Annotated in this window: 15 protein-coding genes and 1 pseudogene; 3 read left to right on the top strand and 13 right to left on the bottom strand. The window is 74.6% G+C overall.

Annotation, left to right across the window (positions count from 1 at the left end; all coding sequences use genetic code 11):
* Nucleotides 1-76: 76 nt before the first annotated feature.
* A complete protein-coding gene (locus tag DEH69_RS13335; protein WP_113687163.1) occupies nucleotides 77-1,033 on the bottom strand; it encodes a 2-hydroxyacid dehydrogenase in 957 nt (318 codons plus the stop codon).
* 144 nt (nucleotides 1,034-1,177) lie between these two features.
* On the opposite strand from DEH69_RS13335, the gene DEH69_RS13330 reads away from it, so the two are divergent.
* Nucleotides 1,178-2,392, top strand: a complete 1,215-nt coding sequence (locus DEH69_RS13330) for a sorbosone dehydrogenase family protein (RefSeq protein ID WP_113687162.1) — start codon at nucleotides 1,178-1,180, stop codon at nucleotides 2,390-2,392.
* A 16-nt stretch (nucleotides 2,393-2,408) separates the two neighbouring features.
* Here the strand turns inward: DEH69_RS13330 and DEH69_RS13325 are convergent, their stop codons facing one another.
* From DEH69_RS13325 to DEH69_RS13280, 9 genes are all read right to left on the bottom strand, one after another.
* Nucleotides 2,409-5,501 (bottom strand): AAA family ATPase, encoded by a 3,093-nt coding sequence (locus DEH69_RS13325; protein ID WP_309302791.1) that lies wholly within the window; start codon nucleotides 5,499-5,501, stop codon nucleotides 2,409-2,411.
* A gap of 311 nt (nucleotides 5,502-5,812) precedes the next feature.
* The gene (gene gatB / locus DEH69_RS13315) at nucleotides 5,813-7,321 is read right to left on the bottom strand and encodes an Asp-tRNA(Asn)/Glu-tRNA(Gln) amidotransferase subunit GatB (protein ID WP_113687160.1); all 1,509 of its coding nucleotides are present in this window, start codon (nucleotides 7,319-7,321) and stop codon (nucleotides 5,813-5,815) included.
* Nucleotides 7,322-7,354: 33 nt separating this feature from the next.
* On the bottom strand, nucleotides 7,355-7,582 hold the full coding sequence (locus tag DEH69_RS13310; protein WP_113687159.1) for a hypothetical protein: 228 nt from the start codon (nucleotides 7,580-7,582) through the stop codon (nucleotides 7,355-7,357).
* Nucleotides 7,579-9,072 carry an Asp-tRNA(Asn)/Glu-tRNA(Gln) amidotransferase subunit GatA gene (gene gatA / locus DEH69_RS13305; RefSeq protein WP_113687158.1) on the bottom strand — a complete coding sequence of 498 codons (1,494 nt, stop codon included), beginning with the start codon at nucleotides 9,070-9,072 and terminating at the stop codon, nucleotides 7,579-7,581. Before gatA ends, DEH69_RS13310 begins: the two co-directional genes overlap by 4 nt.
* 5 nt (nucleotides 9,073-9,077) lie before the next feature.
* Entirely contained in the window at nucleotides 9,078-9,374 is a 297-nt protein-coding gene (gene gatC / locus DEH69_RS13300; RefSeq protein WP_113687157.1) for an Asp-tRNA(Asn)/Glu-tRNA(Gln) amidotransferase subunit GatC, read from the bottom strand.
* 119 nt (nucleotides 9,375-9,493) lie between these two features.
* Complete coding sequence (locus tag DEH69_RS13295; protein ID WP_113687156.1) at nucleotides 9,494-11,653, bottom strand: bifunctional diguanylate cyclase/phosphodiesterase; 2,160 nt, start codon at nucleotides 11,651-11,653, stop codon at nucleotides 9,494-9,496.
* A gap of 174 nt (nucleotides 11,654-11,827) precedes the next feature.
* On the bottom strand, nucleotides 11,828-14,029 hold the full coding sequence (gene ligA / locus DEH69_RS13290; RefSeq protein WP_113687155.1) for an NAD-dependent DNA ligase LigA: 2,202 nt from the start codon (nucleotides 14,027-14,029) through the stop codon (nucleotides 11,828-11,830).
* A 21-nt stretch (nucleotides 14,030-14,050) separates the two neighbouring features.
* Nucleotides 14,051-15,073, bottom strand: coding sequence for a methionine synthase (locus tag DEH69_RS13285; RefSeq protein WP_113687154.1), 1,023 nt, complete (start codon nucleotides 15,071-15,073; stop codon nucleotides 14,051-14,053).
* A gap of 27 nt (nucleotides 15,074-15,100) precedes the next feature.
* Nucleotides 15,101-15,790, bottom strand: coding sequence for an SDR family oxidoreductase (locus tag DEH69_RS13280; protein ID WP_113687153.1), 690 nt, complete (start codon nucleotides 15,788-15,790; stop codon nucleotides 15,101-15,103).
* Between the two features lie 43 nt (nucleotides 15,791-15,833).
* Here DEH69_RS13280 and DEH69_RS13275 point away from each other — a divergent pair, with 43 nt between their 5' ends.
* Nucleotides 15,834-16,634 carry a carbon-nitrogen hydrolase family protein gene (locus tag DEH69_RS13275; RefSeq protein WP_113687152.1) on the top strand — a complete coding sequence of 267 codons (801 nt, stop codon included), beginning with the start codon at nucleotides 15,834-15,836 and terminating at the stop codon, nucleotides 16,632-16,634.
* Between the two features lie 71 nt (nucleotides 16,635-16,705).
* Here DEH69_RS13275 and mnmA read toward each other — a convergent pair whose 3' ends face one another.
* The gene (gene mnmA, locus DEH69_RS13270; RefSeq protein ID WP_113687151.1) at nucleotides 16,706-17,851 is read right to left on the bottom strand and encodes a tRNA 2-thiouridine(34) synthase MnmA; all 1,146 of its coding nucleotides are present in this window, start codon (nucleotides 17,849-17,851) and stop codon (nucleotides 16,706-16,708) included.
* A 48-nt stretch (nucleotides 17,852-17,899) separates the two neighbouring features.
* A complete protein-coding gene (locus tag DEH69_RS13265) occupies nucleotides 17,900-19,069 on the bottom strand; it encodes a cysteine desulfurase family protein (protein ID WP_113687150.1) in 1,170 nt (389 codons plus the stop codon).
* A 92-nt stretch (nucleotides 19,070-19,161) separates the two neighbouring features.
* Between DEH69_RS13265 and DEH69_RS13260 the strand changes: the two genes are divergently transcribed.
* A complete protein-coding gene (locus DEH69_RS13260; protein ID WP_113687149.1) occupies nucleotides 19,162-19,842 on the top strand; it encodes an N-acetylmuramoyl-L-alanine amidase in 681 nt (226 codons plus the stop codon).
* A gap of 74 nt (nucleotides 19,843-19,916) precedes the next feature.
* Here the strand turns inward: DEH69_RS13260 and DEH69_RS13255 are convergent.
* Nucleotides 19,917-20,519, bottom strand: a pseudogene (locus tag DEH69_RS13255) (N-acetylmuramoyl-L-alanine amidase); the annotation flags it as partial.
* Nucleotides 20,520-20,524: the final 5 nt, after the last annotated feature.

Here is a 20,524-nt window from a genome sequence, read left to right as displayed (position 1 = left end):
CGGACGATACACCAGATCCGTCACTCAGCGACATACTCATCTCACCGAAAGTGACGATCAGGGGGGAACATCTGGCTCACTCCGCCCGGCGCGCGCCCCCCTCGGCGACGATGTGCCGCAGAGGCTCTCCCGACGCGAACCTGCCCAACTGGGCGAGGAGTAGACGTTCGGCGCGCGGCCTGAAAGCGGTCGAAGGGCCGCCCACATGGGGCGTGATCAGCACGCCCGGCGCCCGCCACAGAGGGTGACCGGGCGGCAGGGGCTCGGGGTCCGTCACATCGAGCGCGGCCCGCAGGCGGCCCGACTCCACCTCGGCGACCAGCGCCTTGGTGTCCACGACGGCGCCGCGGGCGACGTTCACCAGGAGGGCGCCGTCGGGCAGCAGGGCGAGGAAGTCGGCGTCGACGAGGCCGCGGGTGGCCTCGGTGAGCGGAGTGGCGAGGATCACGACCTCCGCGCGCGGCAGCAGCGAGGGCAGCTCGTCCACGCCGTGCACGGGGCCGCGTTCGACGCTCCTGGCGCGGCTGGCCACGCGGATCACCTCGGCGACGTCGAACGGCACGAGCCGGTTCTCGATCGCCGCGCCGATGCCGCCGTAGCCGACGATCAGGACGCGGCGGTCGGCGAGCGAGGGGCGCACGGTGGGCTCCCAACGCGCCTCGGGCTGGGCGCGGACGGCGTCGGGTATGCCGCGCTGGGCGGCGAGGGTGAGGGCGAGGGCCAGCTCGGCGGTGCTGGTGTTGTGCAGGTCACCCGCGTTGCACAGCACGCTGCCCGCGGGCAGCGTCGGCACCGCGGGCAGCATGTGCTCGACGCCCGCGGTGAGGGTCTGCACCACACGGAGGCGCGTCATGCCCGGCAGTGGGCGCAGGGCGGCGGAGGGGCCCTTCATGTACGGGACGACATAGAAGGCGCAGTCGGCAGGGTCGGCGGGGAACTCGTCCTCGCCGTCCCAGTGGTGGTACGCGAGGGATGCGGGCAGGGAGGGCAGCTCGGCGGGCGGGAACGGCAGCCAGACATCCGATGGGGTCATGACCGCCAGGGTAGGGCCTGGTCCCCCGGGCGTTTCCCTGTGGACGGGCAGGGCAGCAGCGTTCATGCGTGGCGTGTGGTGCGCGGCCCGTGGTGTGCTGGGAGCCATGGGCGCGGGCAGAGCGAGCAGAGCGGGGAGGTTGCCATGACGGTGACGGTGCGGGGACGGGCGCGCGGCTGGGTGGCGGCGGTCGCCGCGCTGGGGCTGCTGACCGCGGGCTGCTCGTCGGACGGCGACGACGGCGGAGACGGCGCGGCCGCGTCCTCCCCCGAGTCCGCCCCGGAGTCCTCGCCGTCGCCGTCGGACGAGGGCGAAGGGGCGGACGGCTCCCCCACGCCGACCGCCGCACCGGCCGAGGGCTCGGCCGAGGTGGTGGAGACGGTCGCCGAAGGGCTCGACTCGCCCTGGGGCATCGCGGAACTCCCGGACGGCGACCTGCTGGTGGGCTCGCGCGACGGCGGCACCGTGCACGTCGTCGCCGCCGACTCCGGTGAGGTCGGCGTGGCGGGCGAGGTCCCGGAGCTGCCGGACGAGCCGGGCGAGGGCGGGCTGCTCGGCCTCGCGACCCACCCGGACTTCGCCTCGAACGGCCGGCTGTACGCCTACGGGACCACCGCCGACGACAACAGGATCACGGCGTTCACCTATGACGCCTCGGCGCCCGAGGGCGAGCGGCTGACCGCGGGCGAGCACCTGCTGACCGGCATCCCGCGCGGGGAGGCGACCCACAACGGCGGACGCCTGGCGTTCGGCCCCGACGGCATGCTCTACGCCTCCACCGGCGACGCGGGCGACCCGGCGACCGCGCAGGACCCCGGCTCGCTCGCGGGCAAGATCCTGCGCATCGACCCCGACACCGGCGAGGTCCCGGACGACAACGTCGCCCCCGGCTCGTACGTCCACTCGTCGGGCCACCGCAATGTGCAGGGCCTGGCCTGGGACTCCGGGGGAACGCTGTGGTCCGCGGAGTTCGGCCAGGACACGTGGGACGAGCTGAACCGGATCGAGCCGGGCGGGAACTACGGCTGGCCCGATGTCGAGGGCGAGGGCGGCGAGGACCGGGGCTTCATCGACCCCGTCGAGCAGTGGCCCCCTTCGGAGGCGTCGCCCAGCGGCCTCGAGTACCGCGCGGGATCGCTGTGGATGGCGTCGCTGCGCGGCGAGCGGCTCTGGCGAATCCCGCTGGAGGGCAGCGAGCCGGTGGCCGGGCCCCAGGCGTTCTTCGAAGGCGAGTACGGGCGGCTGCGCTCGCTCCTGGCCACGGGCGACGACGAGCTGCTGCTGGTGACCAACGAGACCGACACCCGGGGCACCCCCGAGGGCCCCGACGACCGGATCTTGCGGCTGCGCGTCTCCTGAACGCCGACGGCGCGGCTCAGGCCGCGGGGGTCGCGTCCCGCTGGACGCCCACGATGCCGGGGCGGTGGGCCAGCGCCGCGGCCTCGCCCCGGCCCGACACCTCCAGCTTCGCCAGGATGTGGGAGACATGGACGCTCGCCGTCTTGGGCGAGATGAACAGCTCCTCGGCTATCTGCCGGTTGCTCCGGCCCGCCGCCACGAGCACCAGCACGTCCCGCTCCCGAGGCGTCAGCCCGAACGACGCGCCGCCGCCCGCCGCGCCCGCGGTGGCACGTTCGGGCTCGGGGGCCGCGAGGTCGAGGCGGCCGCGCGCCACGAGGCGCCGGGCCCGTTCCTCCAGGGGGCGCGCTTGAAGCTCGCGCGCCGTCTCGAGCGCCGGGCGCAGCGCCTCGGCCGCGCGCTCCCGGCCCGCGGCGCCGCCCTCGGCCAGCAGGGACTCCGCCCAGCAGTACCGCGCCTCCGCGAGGTAGTAGGGCAGGGTGAGCGGCTCGAGCGCGGCGACCACCGAGGCCCACTGCTCCGGGGTGTCACGGCCCTCGGCCCGCCGCAGCTGGGCGTCGGCGAACGCCCCTGCCGCCGCCCACACCGGGGTCGTCCGCGCCAGGCTCCCCATGACCTCCCGCACCCGGGCGAGCGCGGCGGCCCGCTCCCGCTCGGCGGCGGGCAGGCCACGGCACTCGGCCTCGCCTCGCGCCGCGGTGAGCACCAGGAGCCACGCGAGGCCCGAGGTGAACGACAGCAGCCCGGGCGCCGTCGCCACCCTGAACGCCTCCCTGCCCGCCTCGAACCGCCGCTCCACCGCGGCGATCTCCAGCTCGACCGTGCCCAGCTGGAGCACGAACGAGGGCCGCAGGTCGGGGGTGGTGATCTCGCCCCGGGCGAGGGCGACCTGCGCCTTGGCCTCGGCGAGGTCGCCGCGCAGCGCGGCCAGCTGGCCGCCGGTCAGCGCGGCGAACGTGCGGGGCGAGATGTTCATCGACTGGCGCTCGGCCGCCGCCACCGTGGAGGCCGCCTCCCGCCAGCGGCCCGTCTGGACCAGCGCGTGGGCGTGGTTCGACAGCAGCCAGCCCCTGGGCTCCTGGAGGCCGTACCGGTCGACCAGGCGCAGGGCGGTGTCGACGAAGTCCACGGCCCGTTTGAAGTCGCCCAGGATGCCCAGCGCCGACTGGAGGTTGACCAGGCAGCGGCCGAGCAGGCTGATCTCGCGGCACTCCAGGATCCGGTCGAGGAGGTGGAACATCTCGGCCAGCCCCTCCTCCCCCTCCCCCGCGTCGGTGCGCAGGCAGGCGAGCGTGATCCTGGCGTACCGCTCGGTGCTCTCCGCGCCCACCAGGCGCGCCATCGCCACCGCGCGCTCGGCCAGCTCGATCACCTCGGGCGAGCGCCGCCCCACCGACCGCCAGGACGCGGTCAGCGCCAGCACCTGCGCGGGCACGAACGACGGCGGCAGGCCGCGGACCAGCTCCTGGGCGCGCACCAGCTCGGGCCAGCCGTCGCCGCGGCCCAACCCCTCGGAGACCCAGGCGCGTTGCAGCCAGAACCAGGCGGCGCGCAACGGCTCGCGCCGCTCGTCGATCAGGCGCAGCGCCCGCTTGCTCATGGCCAGCGTGCGGTCGGGCTGGCCGGAGAACACCGCCGACCTGGTGGCCTCGGCCAGCAGGTCCACATAGCTCAGCGGCCCCGCTCCCGCCGGGTCCGCCGGATAGCCCCACAGGGGACCGACGGGCCGCAGCCCGGCCCTGGCCTCTTCGGGGACCGCGTCCCACAGCTCCATGGCGCGTTCGAGCAGGCGCAGCTGCTCGGCGTACGCGTACCGCTGGTACGCCTGCGCCGCGGCGTCGAGGACGGCGGGCAGCGCCTTGGCCCGGTCCCCCGCGTGGTACCAGTGGCTGGCCAGGCGGGTGGCGAGCTCGTCATCGGGGACCAGGCCGCGCCCGCGTTCGAGCGCCTCGGCCAGGCGGCGGGCGAGCCTGGCGCGCTCGCCGGGGAGCAGGTCGTCGGCGACGGCCTCGCGGACCAGGGCGTGCCGGAAGCGGTAGCCGTCGCCGTCGTCGGTCGGGGCGAGCAGGTGGGCGCCCACCGCGGCGCGCAGCGCGGTGAGCAGCTCGGGCTCCGGGAGGCCGACGACCGCGCGCAGCAGCGCGTACTCCACGGAGGCACCGGCCTCGGCTGCGACGCGCAGCACCTCCTGGACGTCCTCGGACAGCGCCTCGACGCGCACCAGCAGCAGGTCGCGCAGCGTCTGGCTCAGCGCGCCACCGGGGCGCCCGGTGGCCAGCTCCTCGACGAAGAAGGGGTTGCCCTCCGAGCGCTCGAACACCGAAAGGGCGTGCCCCGGCTTGGGCGGGGCCCCGAGGATCCCGGCGAGCTGGGCTGACACCTCCCCGTGGCTGAAGCGGGCCAGCTCGATCCGGCCGACCGCCCGCAGCCGGTCGAGCTCCGCGAGGAAGGGCCGCAGCGGATGGCGGCGGTGGATGTCGTCCGAGCGGTAGGTGGCGAGCAGCAGGAGCCTGGCGCCCCGCACCGAGCGGACGAGGTAGCCGAGCAGCTCGCGCGTGGAGCGGTCGGCCCAGTGCAGGTCCTCGACGGCGACGACCACGGGGCGTTCGGCCGCGAGCCGCTCCAGGATGCGGGCGGTCAGCTCGAACAGCCTGGCCCGGTCGGGGACGTCACCCGCGGGCCGCCCCGCGCCCGCCAGCTCGGGCAGCAGCCCGGCCAGCTCGCCCTCGCGCCCCGCGGCGGCCTCGGTCAGCTCGGCGCCGAAGTGCCGGTACAGCGCGCGCAGCGCGGCGGCGAACGGGGCGAACGGCAGGCCGTCGGCGCCCAGCTCCACGCACCCGCCCACGGCGGTGACGGCGCCCGCGGCCCTGGCACCGGCCAGGAACTCGTCGAGCAGCCTCGTCTTCCCCACGCCCGCCTCGCCGCCGATGACGAACGCCTGCGGCTCGTGCCGCCCGGCGAGGCCGAGCCCTCTGGACAGCTCCGCCAACTCCCGGCCGCGGCCCACGAAGACGGGGCTGACACTGCGGCTCTCCACGTCGACGAGCATCGCACGCCGCTCCGACAGCGCGGTACCGCTTATCCCGCCGACCGCGAGAACGCCGCTCACCGGCGCCTTCTCCTGACGGCGCGCAGCAGCCTGCCGAGCCGGGCGGCGCGCTCCAACTCGGCGGCGCGCAGCCGGTGCAGGCGGTCGTGCGGGAACGGGTGCGGGAACACCTGGGACCTCCGGTCCGGGGGGTCGGGGAGCGTGGAGAACGTGCCTCCACGGTCGCCGTTGTGACCCCTCCCGCACATCGGGAGACTGCCGCGTCCTCGCCGGTCGCGGCGCCTCATGCGGAACCCCCCTGACGACCGACTTCGTCGTCAGGGGGGCCTTAGGCGCCACCTTAGATCGGGCTCGGGGAAAGGAGCCGATGCCTACTCGGTGACGCCGAGCCGCTCCAGGATCAGCTGCCGGGCGCGGGCCGCGTCCGCCTGGCCGCGGGTGGCCTTCATGACCGCGCCGACCAGGGCGCCCGCCGCGGCCGTCTTGCCGCCGCGGACCTTGTCGGCGACGGCGGCGTTGGCGGCGATGGCCTCGTCTACCGCCCGGCCGAGCGCGCCCTCGTCGGAGACGATCCGCAGGCCGCGCTTCTCGACCACCTCGTCGGGGGCGCCCTCGCCCGCGAGCACGCCCTCGATGACCTGCCGCGCCAGCTTGTCGTTGAGCGCGCCCTCGGCGACCAGGGCCGCGACGCGGGCGACCTGGGCCGGGGTGATGGGCAGCGCGGCGGGCTCGACGCCCAGCTCGTTCGCCCGCCTGGCCAGCTCCCCCATCCACCACTTGCGCGCGGCGGCCGGGTCGGCGCCCGCCTCCGTGGTGGCCACGATCAGCTCGACCGCGCCGGCGTTGAGCGCGGACTGCATCTCGTGCGCGGAGATGCCCCACTCCTCGCGCAGCCGGGTGCGGCGGACCAGCGGCAGCTCGGGCAGCTCGGCGCGCAGCCGCTCCACCCACTCCTTCTCGGGAGCCACCGGCACCAGGTCGGGCTCGGGGAAGTACCGGTAGTCCTCGGCCTCCTCCTTGACGCGGCCCGATGTGGTGGTGCCGTTGTCCTCGTGGAAGTGCCGGGTCTCCTGCACGATCACGCCGCCGTCGCCGAGGACCGCGGCGTGGCGCTGGACCTCGAAGCGCACCGCGCGCTCGACGCTGCGCAGGGAGTTGACGTTCTTGGTCTCGCTGCGGGTGCCGAACGCCTCGCGGCCGTGCGGGCGCAGCGACAGGTTGACGTCGCAGCGCATCTGGCCCATCTCCATGCGGGCCTCGGAGACGCCAAGCGCGCGGATCAGCTCGCGCAGCTCGGCGACATAGGCGCGCGCGATCTCGGGGGCGCGCGCGCCGGCGCCCGTGATCGGCTTGGTGACGATCTCGATCAACGGGATGCCCGCGCGGTTGTAGTCGAGCAGCGAGTGCGACGCGCCGTGGATGCGCCCCGTGGCGCCGCCGACGTGGGTGGACTTGCCGGTGTCCTCCTCCATGTGGGCGCGCTCGATGCCGACGCGGAAGACCTCGCCGTCCTCCAGCTGGACGTCCAGATGGCCGTTGAACGCGATCGGCTCGTCGTACTGCGAGGTCTGGAAGTTCTTCGGCATGTCCGGGTAGAAGTAGTTCTTCCGGGCGAAGCGGCACCACTCGGCGATCTCGCAGTTGAGCGCGAGGCCGATGCGGACGGCGGACTCCACGGCGGTGGCGTTCACCACGGGGAGCGCGCCGGGGAGCCCGAGGCACGTGGGGCAGGTCTGCGTGTTGGGCTCGGCGCCGAGGGTGGTGGCGCAGCCGCAGAACATCTTGGTCTGGGTGCCGAGCTCCACATGGACCTCGAGGCCCATGACGGGGTCGTAGGACGCGAGCGCGTCCTCGTACGACACCAGGTCGATGACGGTCACAGGGGTACTACCTCTCGGATGCTCGTGCCGGCGTCAGTCGCCGAGGATGTCGGACCCGTCCTCGCTCAGGCGGCGCAGCTCACGGGCCAGCAGGGCGACGCCGGTGATGATCGAGGCCGCCGAGACGATGGCGTCGGCCAGCTGGAGGGTGTCGCCCTCGCGGCGCGCGTCCTTCAGGCGCCTGGCGACGCTGACGGTGCCGAACAGCGTCGTGCCGAGCGAGAGGTACAGGCTGGCCTTGGACTTGGGCTTCTTGCTCATAGCGCGGGTGCCTCCTCCAGAAGGGAATGTCCCCAGCGTGCCGCGAACGCGGCCTCGACCGCGGCTCCGACGCGGTAGAGCCGGTCGTCGGCCATCGCGGGGGCGATGATCTGCAACCCGACCGGGAGGCCGTCCTCGGGGGCGAGGCCGCAGGGCAGGGACAGCGCGGCGTTGCCCGCCAGGCTGACCGGGATGGTGCACAGGTCGGCGCGGTACATCGCCATGGGATCGTCGGCGCGCTCGCCGATCGCGAACGCCGTGGTCGGGGTGGTCGGCGCGACCAGGACGTCCACCTGCGCGAAGGCGCGCGCGAAGTCGCGGACGACGAGCGTGCGGGCCTTCTGGGCGCTGCCGTAGTACGCGTCGTAGTACCCCGATGAGAGGGCGTAGGTGCCGAGCATGATGCGGCGCTTGACCTCGGCGCCGAAGCCCGCCTCGCGGGTGAGCGACGTGACCTCGTCGGCCGCGCGCGAGCCGTCGTCGCCGATCCGCAGGCCGTAACGCATGGCGTCGAACCTGGCGAGGTTCGACGAGCACTCGGACGGGGCGATCAGGTAGTACGCCGCGAGGGCGGACTCGAACGACGGGCAGGACACCTCGGTCACCTCGGCGCCAAGCTCGGTGAGCAGCTCGACGGCCTCGCCGAACCGCCGCATCACGCCGTCCTGGAAGCCCTCGCCCCCGAACTCGCGGATGACGCCGACGCGCAGGCCGCGCGCCGTGCCGTTCCTCGCGGCCTCGACGACCGGTGGGACGGGCGCGTCGATCGACGTGGAGTCCAGCGGGTCGTGGCCGCCGATCACCTCGTGCAGCAGCGCGGCGTCGAGCACGGTGCGGGCGCAGGGCCCCGCCTGGTCGAGCGAGGAGGAGAACGCGATCATGCCGTAGCGCGAGACGCCGCCGTAGGTGGGCTTGACGCCGACCGTGCCGGTGACGGCGGCGGGCTGGCGCACGGAGCCACCGGTGTCGGTGCCGATGGCCAGGGGCGCCTGGAACGCGGCGAGCGCCGCCGACGAGCCGCCGCCGGAACCGCCGGGGACGCGGGTGAGGTCCCAGGGGTTGCCTGTGGGGCCGTAGGCACTGTTCTCGGTGGAGGAGCCCATGGCGAACTCGTCCATGTTGGTCTTGCCGAGGATGACGACCCCGGCCTCCTTCAGGCGCCGGGTCACCGTCGCGTCGTACGGCGGGATCCAGCCCTCCAGGATCCGGGAGCCCGCGGTGGTGGGCACGCCCTTCGTGGTGAAGATGTCCTTCAACGCCAGCGGCACCCCGGCGAGCGGGCCGAGCGGCTGGCCCGCGGCGCGCCTTTCGTCCACGGCGCGGGCCTGGGCGAGCGCGCCCTCGCGGTCGACGTGCAGGAACGCGTGGACCTTCTCGTCCACCGCGTCGACGCGCGCGAGGTGGGCCTCGGTCACCTCGACCGCGCTCACCGATCCGTCGGCGACCCTGGCGGCGAGCTCGGCGGCGGTGAGCCGGATGAGGTCCGACATGCCGGTCACTCCTCTCCCAGGATCTGCGGCACCTTGAAACGCCGCTGCTCCTGGGCGGGGGCCCCGGAGAGCGCCTGCTCGGCGGTCAGGGACGGCCTGACCTCGTCGGGGCGCATGACGTTGGTCAGGGGCAGCGGGTGGGAGGTCGGCGGAACGTCCTCGGTGGCGACATCGGCGACGCGGGCGACCGCGTTGATGATGTCGTCGAGCTGACCGGCGAAGTGGTCCAGTTCGTCGGAGGTCAGCTCGAGGCGCGCCAGCCGGGCGAGGTGGGCGACCTCCTCGCGCGTGATGCCAGGCATGGGGCGATCCTCTTGCTCGTCGCGGGCGGGCGGGTTTCTTTCGGCCCAATCCTAGGGCGACGGCGAAGGGCCCCGCGCACCGATTCCCCCGGCCCCGGCGCGGGCGGGCGCGCGTCCGTTCAGCGCACCGGCTCGGCGTCGGCCGGGTCGGCGTCGGCCGGGTCGGGTCTCGGGGCGGGCTCCTCGTCGGCGGCCGCGCCGTCCGGTGCCGCGGGTCCGGTCGGCGGGGCGGGTGCGGCGTCCTCGGCGCGGACGGTGTCGCGGGCGCGCAGCCACGCGGTGGTCTCGCCGGCGGGCATCGCGGCGGCCACGAGCCAGCCCTGGACGGCGTCGCAGCCCAGTGACCTGAGGCGTTCCCAGGTCTGGTCGTCCTCGACGCCCTCGGCGACCACGACCAGGCCGAGGGAGTGCGCCAACTCGACGGTGCAGCGCACGATCTCGGCGTCCTCGCTGTCCACGACAAGGCGGGCCACGAAGGAGCGGTCGATCTTCAGCTCGCTGACGGGCAGGCGGCGCAGATGGACGAGCGAGGAGTACCCGGTGCCGAAGTCGTCGAGGGACATCCGCACGCCGTGGCCCGTGAGCCCGGCCAGGGTGTCGGCCGCTCGCTGCGGGTCCTCGAGCATGGCGTGCTCGGTGATCTCCAGCTGGAGCGAGCCCGGCGGGACGCCGTGCCTGGCCAGCCGCGCGGCCACCGCCCCCGCGAACCCCGGGGTGTGGACGTCGCGAGGGGAAACGTTTACGGCGACGGGCACGGTGAGCCCGTCCGCGCGCCAGCGGGCGACCTGCCCGAGCGCGCACTCCAGGACGTACTCGGTCAGCCGGGGCATCAGGCCCGAGGTCTCGGCGATCGCGATGAACTCGTCGGGCGGGACCCGGCCGCGGTCGGGGTGGTCCCAGCGGAGCAGGGCCTCGAGTCCCGCGACGACGCCGTCGAAGCGGACCTTGGGCTGGTAGTGGAGCGCGACCTGGCCCGTGTCGAGGGCGCGGCGGAGGTCGCCGAGGAGGGCGAGGCGGTCGGGGGTGTTGCCGTCGCGGCTCGCGTCGTAGACCTCGACGCCACTGCGGTCGCGCTTGGCGGCGTACATCGCGACGTCGGCGCGGCGCAGCAGGCCCTCGCCGCCCGGCGCGTGGTCGGGGAAGACGGCGACGCCCGCGCTCGCCTCGATCACCAGGGTGAGGCCGTCGAGGTCGAGCGGGGCGGAGAGGCAGCCGACGATGGCGCGGGCGGCGCGCTGGGCGCTGGTCGCCGAGGCGACGCGCGGCAGCAGCACGGCGAACTCGTCGCCGCCGAGCCTGGCCGCCTCGGCGCCCGACGGCAGCTCGCGCTGGATCCGGTCGGAGACCTGGAGGAGCAGGCGGTCGCCGGTGAGGTGGCCGAGGGTGTCGTTGACCGATCGGAAGCTATCGAGGTCGATCAGGACGAGGGCGGCGCGGTCGCCGGTCCCGGTGGCCTCGTCGAGCGCGGATGTGGTGCGTTCGAGGAGCCACTGGCGGTTGGGCAGCCGGGTCAGGGGGTCGAGGAGCTGCTCCTCGTCGCGGGCGCGGGCCATCCAGAACGACGAGTCGAGCGCGATCAGCGGGACCGCGAACAGCGGGAGCAGCAGCGGCCGTTCGCTGGCGACCACCGCGATGAGCGGGGCGATGGCGAGGAGGGCGAGCGCGACCAGGCCCTGGCGCGGCAGGTCGGACGCGGCCAGCGAGGGGAGGCCGCCAGGCGGGGCGGTGGACAGCCACAGGAGGGTGCGGGTGACCAGCAGATAGGCGCAGGCGCCGAGGAGGAGCTGGGGCAGCGTCGACGCCTGCCAGTCGTCGGGGAGCCAGGGGCGTTCGATGCTGGGCTTGGTGCCCCACAGGGCCAGGGCCAGGGCGGCGGCGCCGACGCCGAGCAGGTCGATCGCGCCGTGCAGCAGGGCGTCGAGCCAGCGGTCGCGGCGCGCGGCGCCGACGAGGGTGACCACGGACAGGCTCACCAGCGCGGCGGGCACCCAGCCGTAGAGCAGCAGCACGGACAGGGCGAGCGCGGCGCCCGCGCCCGAGCCGCCGCCCGAGCGGTCGCGGCCGATGGCGACGAGGTAGGTGACGATCACCCCGGTGAGGACGGCGAAGCCCCAGCCAGGGCGCTCGCCGGGGAAGAGGGCGCGGCCCTCGGCCAGCACGCGCGCCACCCCGATCACGCAGACCACGCCCGCCGCGACGAGGATGGCGGGCCGGAGCGCGGGCGAGAGCCAGCCGTGGTCGCGTCGCGGGGTCCGGCTCCCCCGTGGGGCTGCGTGCATGCGGGATCCCTCTCACGGCCGGCGTTGCCCGCGCCCGGGACGGGCGCAACTCCCCACCCTAGGCGGCTCGATGGCGCTTGGGGCAGCGAACGATCAGGCTCGGCACGCCCCCCTCACGTGCGCCCATGCCTTTGGCATATGCCAGCGGCCCGCGGGGGGAACCGCCTCCGCACGTCAGGCAGGTGACGGCTCGTCAGGGACGACGGCCGCCTCCCTTGCCGCGTCGGGGCCCCGCTCCAGGAGCACCGTGAAACCCGACTCGTCGAGAACCGGTACTTTCAACTGAACGGCCTTGTCGTACTTGGACCCCGGGCTGTCGCCGACGACGACGAAGTCGGTCTTCTTGGAGACGGCGCCCGTGACCTTGGCGCCCCGGCTCTGCAACGCCTCCTTCGCGCCGTCCCGCGTGAATCCCGACAGGGTGCCGGTGACCACGGCGGTGATCCCAGCCAGCGGGCGCGGGCCCTCGCCCTCCCGCTCCGGCTCGGCGAGCCGCACCCCGGCCGCGCGCCAGCGCTCGACGATCTCCCGGTGCCAGTCCACCGCGAACCAGTCCTTGAGCGAGGCCGCGATGGTCGGCCCCACACCCTCGGTCGCGGCCAGCTCCTCCTCGCTCGCCTCGGCGATCCGGTCGAGCGACCTGAACTCGCGGGCCAGCGCCTCGGCCGCCACGGGGCCCACGTGCCGGATCGACAGGCCCGTGATGAGCCGGGCCAGCGGGCGCTCCTTGGCCTGCTTGATGGCCTCGAGCATCGCCAGCGTGTTCTTCCTGGGCTCGCCGTGCTTGTTCGCGAAGGGGGTGGCCTCCTTTGGTTCCCCGGTCTCCGGGTCGCGCTTGGGCAGCCCGGTGTCCTGGTCGAGCACATGGGACGTGATCGGCAGCAGCTCATCGACGGTCAGCTCGAAGATCCGGCCCTCGTCCCTCAGCGGCGGCTCGGCGGGGGCGAGCGGCTGGGTCAGCGCGGTGGCGGTGACATAGCCGAAGTGGTCGATGTCCAGGCATCTGCGGCTCGCGAGGTAGAAGATCCGCTCGCGCAGCTGGGCGGGGCACGACCTGGCGTTGGGGCAGCGCAGGTCGATGTCCTCCTCCTTCATCGGCTTGAGCGGGGTGCCGCACTCGGGGCACTCGGCAGGCATCACGAACTCCCGCTCGCTGCCGTCCCGCAGATCGGCCACCGGCCCGAGGATCTCGGGGATGACGTCGCCCGCCTTGCGCAGCGCCACCGTGTCGCCGATCAGCACGCCCTTGGCCTTGACCACCTCCTGGTTGTGCAGGGTGGCGAACTCCACCTCGGACCCGGCCACCGTGACCGGCTCGACCACGGCGTACGGCGTGACCCGGCCCGTGCGCCCGACGCCGACGCGGATGTCGAGGAGCTTGGTGTTGACCTCCTCGGGGGGGTACTTCCAGGCGATCGCCCAGCGCGGCGCGCGCGAGGTGGAGCCGAGGCGGCCCTGGAGGGGGATCTCGTCCAGCTTGACCACCACGCCGTCGATCTCGTGCTCGACGGCGTGCCGGTGCTCCCCGTAGTACGCGATGAACGCGCGCACCTCGTCGATCGAGGAGACCACCCGGCAGGCCCGCGCGGTGGGCAGGCCCCAGCCCTCGAGCAGGTCGTACGCCTGCGAGAGCCGGTCGATGTCGAAGCCCTCACGCGCGCCGATGCCGTGCACCACGAGCTGGAGCGGGCGGCCCGCGGTGACCTTGGGGTCCTTCTGCCGCAGCGACCCCGCCGCGGCGTTCCTCGGATTGGCGAACGGCTTGTCCCCCGCCTCGACCAGCCGGGCGTTCAGCTCCTCGAACCGCTCCATCGGGAAGAACACCTCGCCGCGGATCTCCACGAGCGCGGGCACGTCGTCGCCGCCGAGGCGGGTCGGCACGTCGTCGATCGTGCGGACGTTGGGCGTGATGTCCTCGCCGGTGCGGCCGTCGCCTCGGGTGGCGGCGCGGGTCAGCCTGCCGTGCTCGTACGTGAGGTTGACCGCGAGCCCGTCCACCTTCAGCTCGCACAGGAAGTGGTAGGGGATGCCGCTGAGCTCGTCGGCGATCCGGTCGGCCCACGTGTCGAGGTCCTCGTCGGCGAAGGCGTTGTCCAGCGAGAGCATCCGCTCGCGGTGGGTGACCGAGGTGAACTCCGTCTCATAGGTCCCCGCGACCCGCTGCGTGGGCGAGTCGGCCGTGCGCAGCTCGGGGTGCGCGTCCTCGAGCTCGCCCAGCTCGCGGAAGAGCTTGTCGAACGCGGCGTCGCTGATGACGGCCGTCTTCACGTAATAGCGGAAGCGGTGCTCCTCGACCTGCTCGGCGAGGCGCGCGTGGCGCTCACGCGCCTCGGCGGGCACCGCTGACCGCTGCTCGACCGAACGATCGCCAGCCATGTCTCGTCTCCGTCCCTTGTGTCACTCAGGGTTGTCCGCGAGGGATCTCGCCGCCCGGGCGCACGTCTCGAGGGCGGCCCGCGCATACGCGGGGGACGCGCCCGCCAGACCGCAGGCGGGGGTGACCACCACGGACTCACCGAGAAGCCCTGGATCCAGCCCCAGCCTGCGCCACAGCGACCTGACTCCACCGACAGTACCGGCCGGGTCCGACAATGCGGCGGGCTCGGCACCTACCCCCGGCACGACCCCGGCGAACAGCGCGGTGCCGCCCTCGATCGCCTCCCCCACCGCGTCGTCGTCACGCTCGGTGAGGAGCCTGGCGTCGCACGAGATCCCGGTCGCCCCGGCCCGGCGCAGCAGCGCGAACGGCACCTCGGGGGCGCAGCAGTGGACCACCACCGGGTCGCCCCCCGCCACGGCGATCAGCCCGCGCAGCGCCTCCTCGGCCACCGCGGGGTCCACGGCCCGGTGCGTGCGATAGCCGCTCGCCGTGGGCACCCTGGCGGTGAGCACGGCGGGCAGGGACGGCTCGTCGAGCTGGAGGACCACGGTGGCGCCCGGGACCCGGCGGCGCACCTCGGCGAGGTGGGAGGAGACGCCTTCAGCGAGCGAGGCGGCCAGGTCCCTGCGGGCGCCCGGGTCGCCGAGCATGGCCTCGCCGTTGCGGCGTTCGAGCGAGGCGGCCAGCGTCCAGGGTCCGACGGCCGAGACCTTGAGCGCCCCCTCGTACCCCTGCGTGAACTCCTCGAGCGCGTCGAGGTCTTCGCGCAGCCAGGCCCGTGCCCGCCGGGTGTCGCGGCCCGGGCGGTCGCTGATCCGCCAGCCGCTCGGCTCGACGTGCGCCCACAGCTCGGCGAGCAGGCCCGTGGTGCGGCCGATCATGTCGGCGCCTGGGCCGCGGGCGGGCAGCTCGGGCAGGTGCGGCAGCGTCGCGAGCGAGCCGACGACGACGCGGACCGCCTCGCGCGCGTCCTCGCCCGGCATCGAGCCGACCCCGGTCGCGGCGGCGGGGCCCCAGGGGAACTTCAGGTTCTCGGTCACCCCCGCAGGGTACGGTCCGCCCCGGTGTCACCCGCCCGGGCGCAGGGTGAGGTCGGTGATCTCGTTGCCCGGGGGCAGGTCGATGGCGGTGAGCACGGTGGTGGCCACGGCGTCCGCCGTCAGCCAGCGGTCGGGGTCGTACTCGGCGCCCTCCTGGCGGTGCGCCTTCTCCTGCATGGGCGTCGCGGTGCGGCCGGGATAGACGGTGGTGACGCGGACGCCGTGCGCGGCCTCCTCGGCGCGCAGGGAGTCGGCGAGGGCGCGCAGGCCGTGCTTGCTCGCGGCGTATGCGCTCCAGTGGGCACTCGCGCGCAGCCCCGCGCCCGAGTTGACGAACACGACATGGCCGCGCGCGGCCCGCACCTGGGGCAGCAGCAGCCGGGTCAGCTCGGCGGGGGCCATCAGGTTGGCGGCGAGGGTGGCCCACCAGATCGCGGGGGTCAGCTCGCCGACCGGGCCGAGCTCGAGGACGCCCGCTATGTGCAGGAGTCCGTCGATGCGGTCGGGGGGCGACTGGTGGCCCAGCGCCCAGGAGAGGCGCTCGGGCTCGGCGAGGTCGCCCACCAGGGTGCGCGCGCCGGGGTGTTGCTTCTCGAGCTCGCGTGCGCGCCCCGCGTCGCGCGCCCACAGCCAGAGCTCGTCGCCGCGTTCGCCGAGCCTGCGCGCGACGGCGGCGCCGATTCCCGACCCCGCACCGGTGATCACATGGGTTGCCATACGACCATGGTGACGCAACCCATGAGCCGAAGGAGAACGACCCGTGCGCATCGCAGCGAGCCAACTGGCGGCCGGTGTCTCACCGGAGGAGAACCTCGCGGTCATCGCCGAGCAGACCGCGAAGGCGGCCGAGGCGGGGGCGGAGGTGGTGGTGTTCCCCGAGGCGGCAATGGCTCGCTTCGGCGTCCCGCTCGGGCCGCTGGCCGAGCCGCTCGACGGGCCGTGGGCGACGCGCGTGCGCGCGATCGCCGGGGCGGCCGGGGTGCTCGTGGTGGCCGGGATGTTCACGCCATCGGGCGATGGCCGGGTGCGCAACACCCTGCTGATCACGGGCCGCGGCGTGGACACCTCGTACGACAAGCTGCATTTGTTCGACGCGTTCGGCTTCACCGAGTCGAGGACGGTGGCGCCGGGCGAGCGGCCCGTGCTCGCGGCGGTGGACGGCGTGACGCTGGGCTTCGCCACCTGCTACGACGTGCGCTTCCCCGCGCTGTTCACGCGGCTCGCGGACGACGGCGCCAGGGTCGTGCTGCTGCCCGCGTCCTGGGGCGCGGGGCCCGGCAAGCGCGAGCAGTGGGAGCTGCTCGTGCGGGCGCGGGCGCTGGACTCCACGTGCTGGGTGGTGGCGGCGGGCCAGGCCGACCCCGCCACCACGGGCGAGCGGCCGTCCACGAGCGCGCCGACCGGGATCGGGCACAGCATGGTCGTCTCGCCGCTGGGCGAGGTCACCGCGCGCCTTGGCGCCGGGCCGGGGCTGCTGGTCGCTGACGTGGACCCGGCCGAGGCGGACCGGGCCAGGGCGACCGTTCCCGTGCTCACCAACCGCCGCCGCGACCTGGGCTGATGCCGGGAACGGCGCGGGGGTGACGGGGGCGGCGCGGGGTGACGGGGGCGGCGCGGGGGCTTGGCGCGCCGTCAGCCGCGGTCGGGGGCGGCGGCGGGGACGGCGCGTTCGGTGGTCGCTATGGTGCCCGAGCCGACGACGCGGGTGCCGTCGTAGAGGACGATCGCCTGCCCCGGCGCGACGCCGCGCACCGGCTCGGCGAAGCGGACCCTGATCTCCTCGCCCGCGGGCTCGGCGGTCACCGGGGTCTCGGCGCCATGGGCGCGCAGCTGCGCGGTGAACGCGCCAGGCCCGGCCGGCGGGGCGCCGCACCAGCGCGGCTTGACGGCGGTGAGCGCGACGATGTCGAGCGACTCGGCGGGGCCGACCGTCACGGTGTTGCTCACGGGCGAGATGTCCAGGACGTAGCGCGGCTTGCCGTCGGGGGCGGGGTGGCCGATCCGCAGGCCGCGGCGCTGGCCGATCGTGAACGCGTGGGCGCCCTGGTGGGTGCCGACCTTGCGGCCCTCCTCGTCCAGGATGTCGCCCTCGGCTGCGCCGAGGTGACCGGCGAGGAAGCCGCGGGTGTCGCCGTCGGCGATGAAGCAGATGTCGTGGCTGTCGGGCTTCCTCGCCACCGCGAGGCCGCGCCGCTCGGCCTCGGCGCGGATCTCCGCCTTGGTGGCGCGGGTGTCGCCGAGCGGGAACATCGCGTGGGCCAGCTGCCGCTCGTCGAGCACCCCGAGGACATAGCTCTGGTCCTTGCCGAGGTCGGCGGACCTGTGCAGCTCGCGGCGCCCTTCGGGGCCGCGCACCACCGTGGCGTAGTGGCCGGTGCAGACGGCGTCGAAGCCGAGGGCCAGGGCCTTGTCGAGCAGGGCCGCGAACTTGATCTTCTCGTTGCACCGCAGGCAGGGGTTGGGCGTGCGGCCCTCGCGGTACTCGGCGATGAAGTCGTCGACGACGTCGGCGCGGAAGCGCTCGGCCAGGTCCCACACGTAGAAGGGGATGCCGATGACGTCGGCGGCGCGGCGCGCGTCGCGGGAGTCCTCGACGGTGCAGCAGCCCCTCGCCCCGGTGCGGAACGACCGGGGGTTGGCCGAGAGGGCCAGGTGGACGCCGGTCACGTCGTGCCCGGCCTCGGCGGCGCGGGCCGCGGCGACGGCGGAGTCCACGCCGCCTGACATCGCGGCCAGCACGCGCAGGCGGCGGCCCGTGGCGGGCGGGGATTCAGTCATCACGCATCACGCGTCCAGAGTAAGGGGAGGGGCCGACAGGGCGCCCGATCAGGTGAGCCCCGCGGAGCGGGCGCGTTCCACCGCGGGGCCGATCGCCTCGGCGACGGCCTCGACGTCCGATGGCACCGAGGTGTGGCCCAGGGTGAACCTGAGGGTGCCACGGGCCAGTTCGGGGTCGGCGCCGGTGGCGAGAAGCACATGGCTCGGCTGGGCGACGCCCGCGGTGCAGGCGGAGCCGGTGGAGCACTCGATGCCCTGGGCGTCGAGCAGCAGGAGCAGGGAGTCGCCCTCGCACCCGGGGAACGCGAAGTGCGCGTTGGCGGGCAGGCGCCCCACCGGGTCGGGGTCCCCGCCGAGCACCGCGTCGGGCACCGCCGCGGTCACCGCGTCGATCAGCCGGTCGCGCAGGGCGGCCATGCGGGCGGCGTGCTCCGCGCGGCGCTCGCTCGCCAGCCCGGCGGCCACGGCGAACGCCGCGACGGCGGGCACGTCGAGCGTTCCCGACCTGATCTCCCGCTCCTGGCCGCCGCCGTGCAGCACGGGCGTGGGGGTCCAGTCGCGGCCGAGCAGCAGGGCGCCTATGCCGTAGGGGCCGCCGATCTTGTGGCCGGACACGGTCAGGGCGGCGAGCTTCGACGCGGCGAAGTCCACCGGGACCTGGCCGACGGCCTGCACGGCGTCGGCGTGCATCGGGATCCCGTGCTCGGCGGCGATCGCGGCCAGCTCGGCGACCGGGAGAACGGTGCCCACCTCGTTGTTCGCCCACATCACCGTGACGAGGGCCACGTCGTCGGGGTCCTGGTCGATGGCCTCGCGCAGCGCGTCGGGGTGGACCCGGCCGTGGCGGTCCACGGGCAGCCAGTCCACGCGGGCGCCCTCGTGGTCGGCGAGCCACTGGACGACGTCGAGGACGGCGTGGTGCTCGACGGGGCTGGCCAGCACCCTGGTGCGGCGCGGATCGGCGGCGTTCCTCGACCAGTAGAGGCCCTTGACCGCGAGGTTGTCGGCCTCGGTGCCGCCCGAGGTGAAGACCACCTCGCTCGGGCGGGCGCCGAGCGCGGCGGCGAGCGTCTCGCGGCCCTCCTCGACGGTGCGCCTGGCCCGCCGCCCCGATCCATGGAGTGCCGAGGCGTTGCCGACGGCCCTGAGCTGGGCGGTCATCGCCTCGATGGCCTCGGGGAGCATGGGCGTGGTGGCGGCGTGGTCGAGGTAGGGCATGGTGAGGCGATTCTACGAGCCACCGCGGAACCGGCCGCCGGGCGCGGGCGTTCTCCGCTGCGACGGGGATCGACGCGCGCCAGGGGGACAGCATGGGAGAGCATTCCGCCGAGCCGGACCGCGGCGACCGCGAGGAGCGGCGGCGCAGGCTCACGCGCCGGACGTTGCTCGCCGGTGGCGCGGCGGGGGCGATCGGCGTGGGCGGCTTCGCGGCCAGGGACACGCTGTCCCGGTGGTGGTGGCGGTACTCGGGCACCGAGACGCCGCGCGAAGAGGGTGAGGTGGATCACCCTGGCGCGGAGTGGATCCCCGCCTCGTCGGCCAACTACCGGCGGGCGAGCCGCCCCCGGGACTACGCCATCGACCGCGTCGTCATCCACATGCCGGAGGCGACCTACCCGATCACGCTGCGGGTCTTCCAGGACCCGGGGCACGGCGCCGCCGCGCACTACGTGCTGCGCTCGGACGACGGTCATGTGGCGCAGCTGGCCAGGGAGCTCGATGTCGCCTACCACGCCGGGAATCGGGCGTTCAACGAGCGCAGCATCGGCATCGAGCACGAGGGCTGGGCGGACGACCCGTCCTATCTCACGGATGTCATGTACGAGTCGTCCGCCCGCCTTGTGGCCGGGATCTGCGACCGGTACGGCATCCCGGTCGACCGCGAGCACATCGTGGGACACAACGAAGTGCCGGATGTGATCAGGACCTGCCCCGGGCCGCACTGGGACTGGGACCGCTATCTGGAGCTGGTCGCGGGCGCGGCGGGCTGACGGCGCCGCCTCGCGGGCGGCGTCAGCCGGCGCGCCGCGGTGGCTCAGTCCTGGGGGGACCAGGAGGCGCGGTGTCCTAGCCGCTCGACCACGCGGCCGCGCACGTCGCCCATGTCGATGCCGGGGCCGCACGGGTCGACCTTGCCCGGCTGCCACTCCAGGTGGCCGATGACCGAGGTGTCGCCCTCCTTGCCCCAGCCGTGGGCGCGGCAGATGGCCGCGGAGGCGCGGACGACCGCCTCGACCTGCTCGGCGGGCCAGGTGTCCTTGCCGTCGCCGAGGTTGACGCACTCGAAGCCGTAGAAGTGGGTGTTGCCGTCGGTGTCCGTGTCGTTGTCGTCGGGCAGGCCGTGCTCGGCGATGACGGCGGCGAGGACGTCGCCGTCGCCGTTGCCCGCGTGGTTCGCCCGGCCGTTGCCGACCAGGTGGACGGTGCCGTCCTTGGCGATGACGCCGTGGCACAACGGGCCCGGCAGGCCGGAACGGCCCTGGTAGCAGAGCTCGACGGTCGACCCGGTGCCCGAGGTGACGGTGTGGTGGATCATCACGCCGTGCACGGGGCCCCAGGGGCCGGCCTTGTTGCGGTTGTTGTCGCGCCAGGACTTGTACTCGACAACCTGGACGCCCTCGTCCTCGAGAGCGCGCAACAGCTTGTCGCCGGAGAGGGGAGTTGCCATATACG

The organism is Streptomyces sp. PT12 (genome assembly GCF_003311645.1).
Lineage (GTDB): Bacteria > Actinomycetota > Actinomycetes > Streptomycetales > Streptomycetaceae > Streptomyces.
The sequence above is the reverse complement of the archived record's forward strand: the minus strand, read 5'-3'. Positions and strand labels throughout refer to the sequence as shown.

Bases quoted from the DNA above. Each gene is read 5' to 3' on its own strand.
- DEH69_RS13335 (WP_113687163.1), bottom strand. From the start codon at position 1,033: ATGACCCCATCGGATGTCTGGCTGCCGTTCCCGCCCGCCGAGCTGCCC.
- DEH69_RS13330 (WP_113687162.1), top strand. From the start codon at position 1,178: ATGACGGTGACGGTGCGGGGACGGGCGCGCGGCTGGGTGGCGGCGGTC.
- DEH69_RS13310 (WP_113687159.1), bottom strand. From the start codon at position 7,582: ATGAGCAAGAAGCCCAAGTCCAAGGCCAGCCTGTACCTCTCGCTCGGC.
- gatA (WP_113687158.1), bottom strand. From the start codon at position 9,072: ATGTCGGACCTCATCCGGCTCACCGCCGCCGAGCTCGCCGCCAGGGTC.
- gatC (WP_113687157.1), bottom strand. From the start codon at position 9,374: ATGCCTGGCATCACGCGCGAGGAGGTCGCCCACCTCGCCCGGCTGGCG.
- DEH69_RS13295 (WP_113687156.1), bottom strand. From the start codon at position 11,653: ATGCACGCAGCCCCACGGGGGAGCCGGACCCCGCGACGCGACCACGGC.
- ligA (WP_113687155.1), bottom strand. From the start codon at position 14,029: ATGGCTGGCGATCGTTCGGTCGAGCAGCGGTCAGCGGTGCCCGCCGAG.
- DEH69_RS13280 (WP_113687153.1), bottom strand. From the start codon at position 15,790: ATGGCAACCCATGTGATCACCGGTGCGGGGTCGGGAATCGGCGCCGCC.
- mnmA (WP_113687151.1), bottom strand. From the start codon at position 17,851: ATGACTGAATCCCCGCCCGCCACGGGCCGCCGCCTGCGCGTGCTGGCC.
- DEH69_RS13265 (WP_113687150.1), bottom strand. From the start codon at position 19,069: ATGCCCTACCTCGACCACGCCGCCACCACGCCCATGCTCCCCGAGGCC.
- DEH69_RS13260 (WP_113687149.1), top strand. From the start codon at position 19,162: ATGGGAGAGCATTCCGCCGAGCCGGACCGCGGCGACCGCGAGGAGCGG.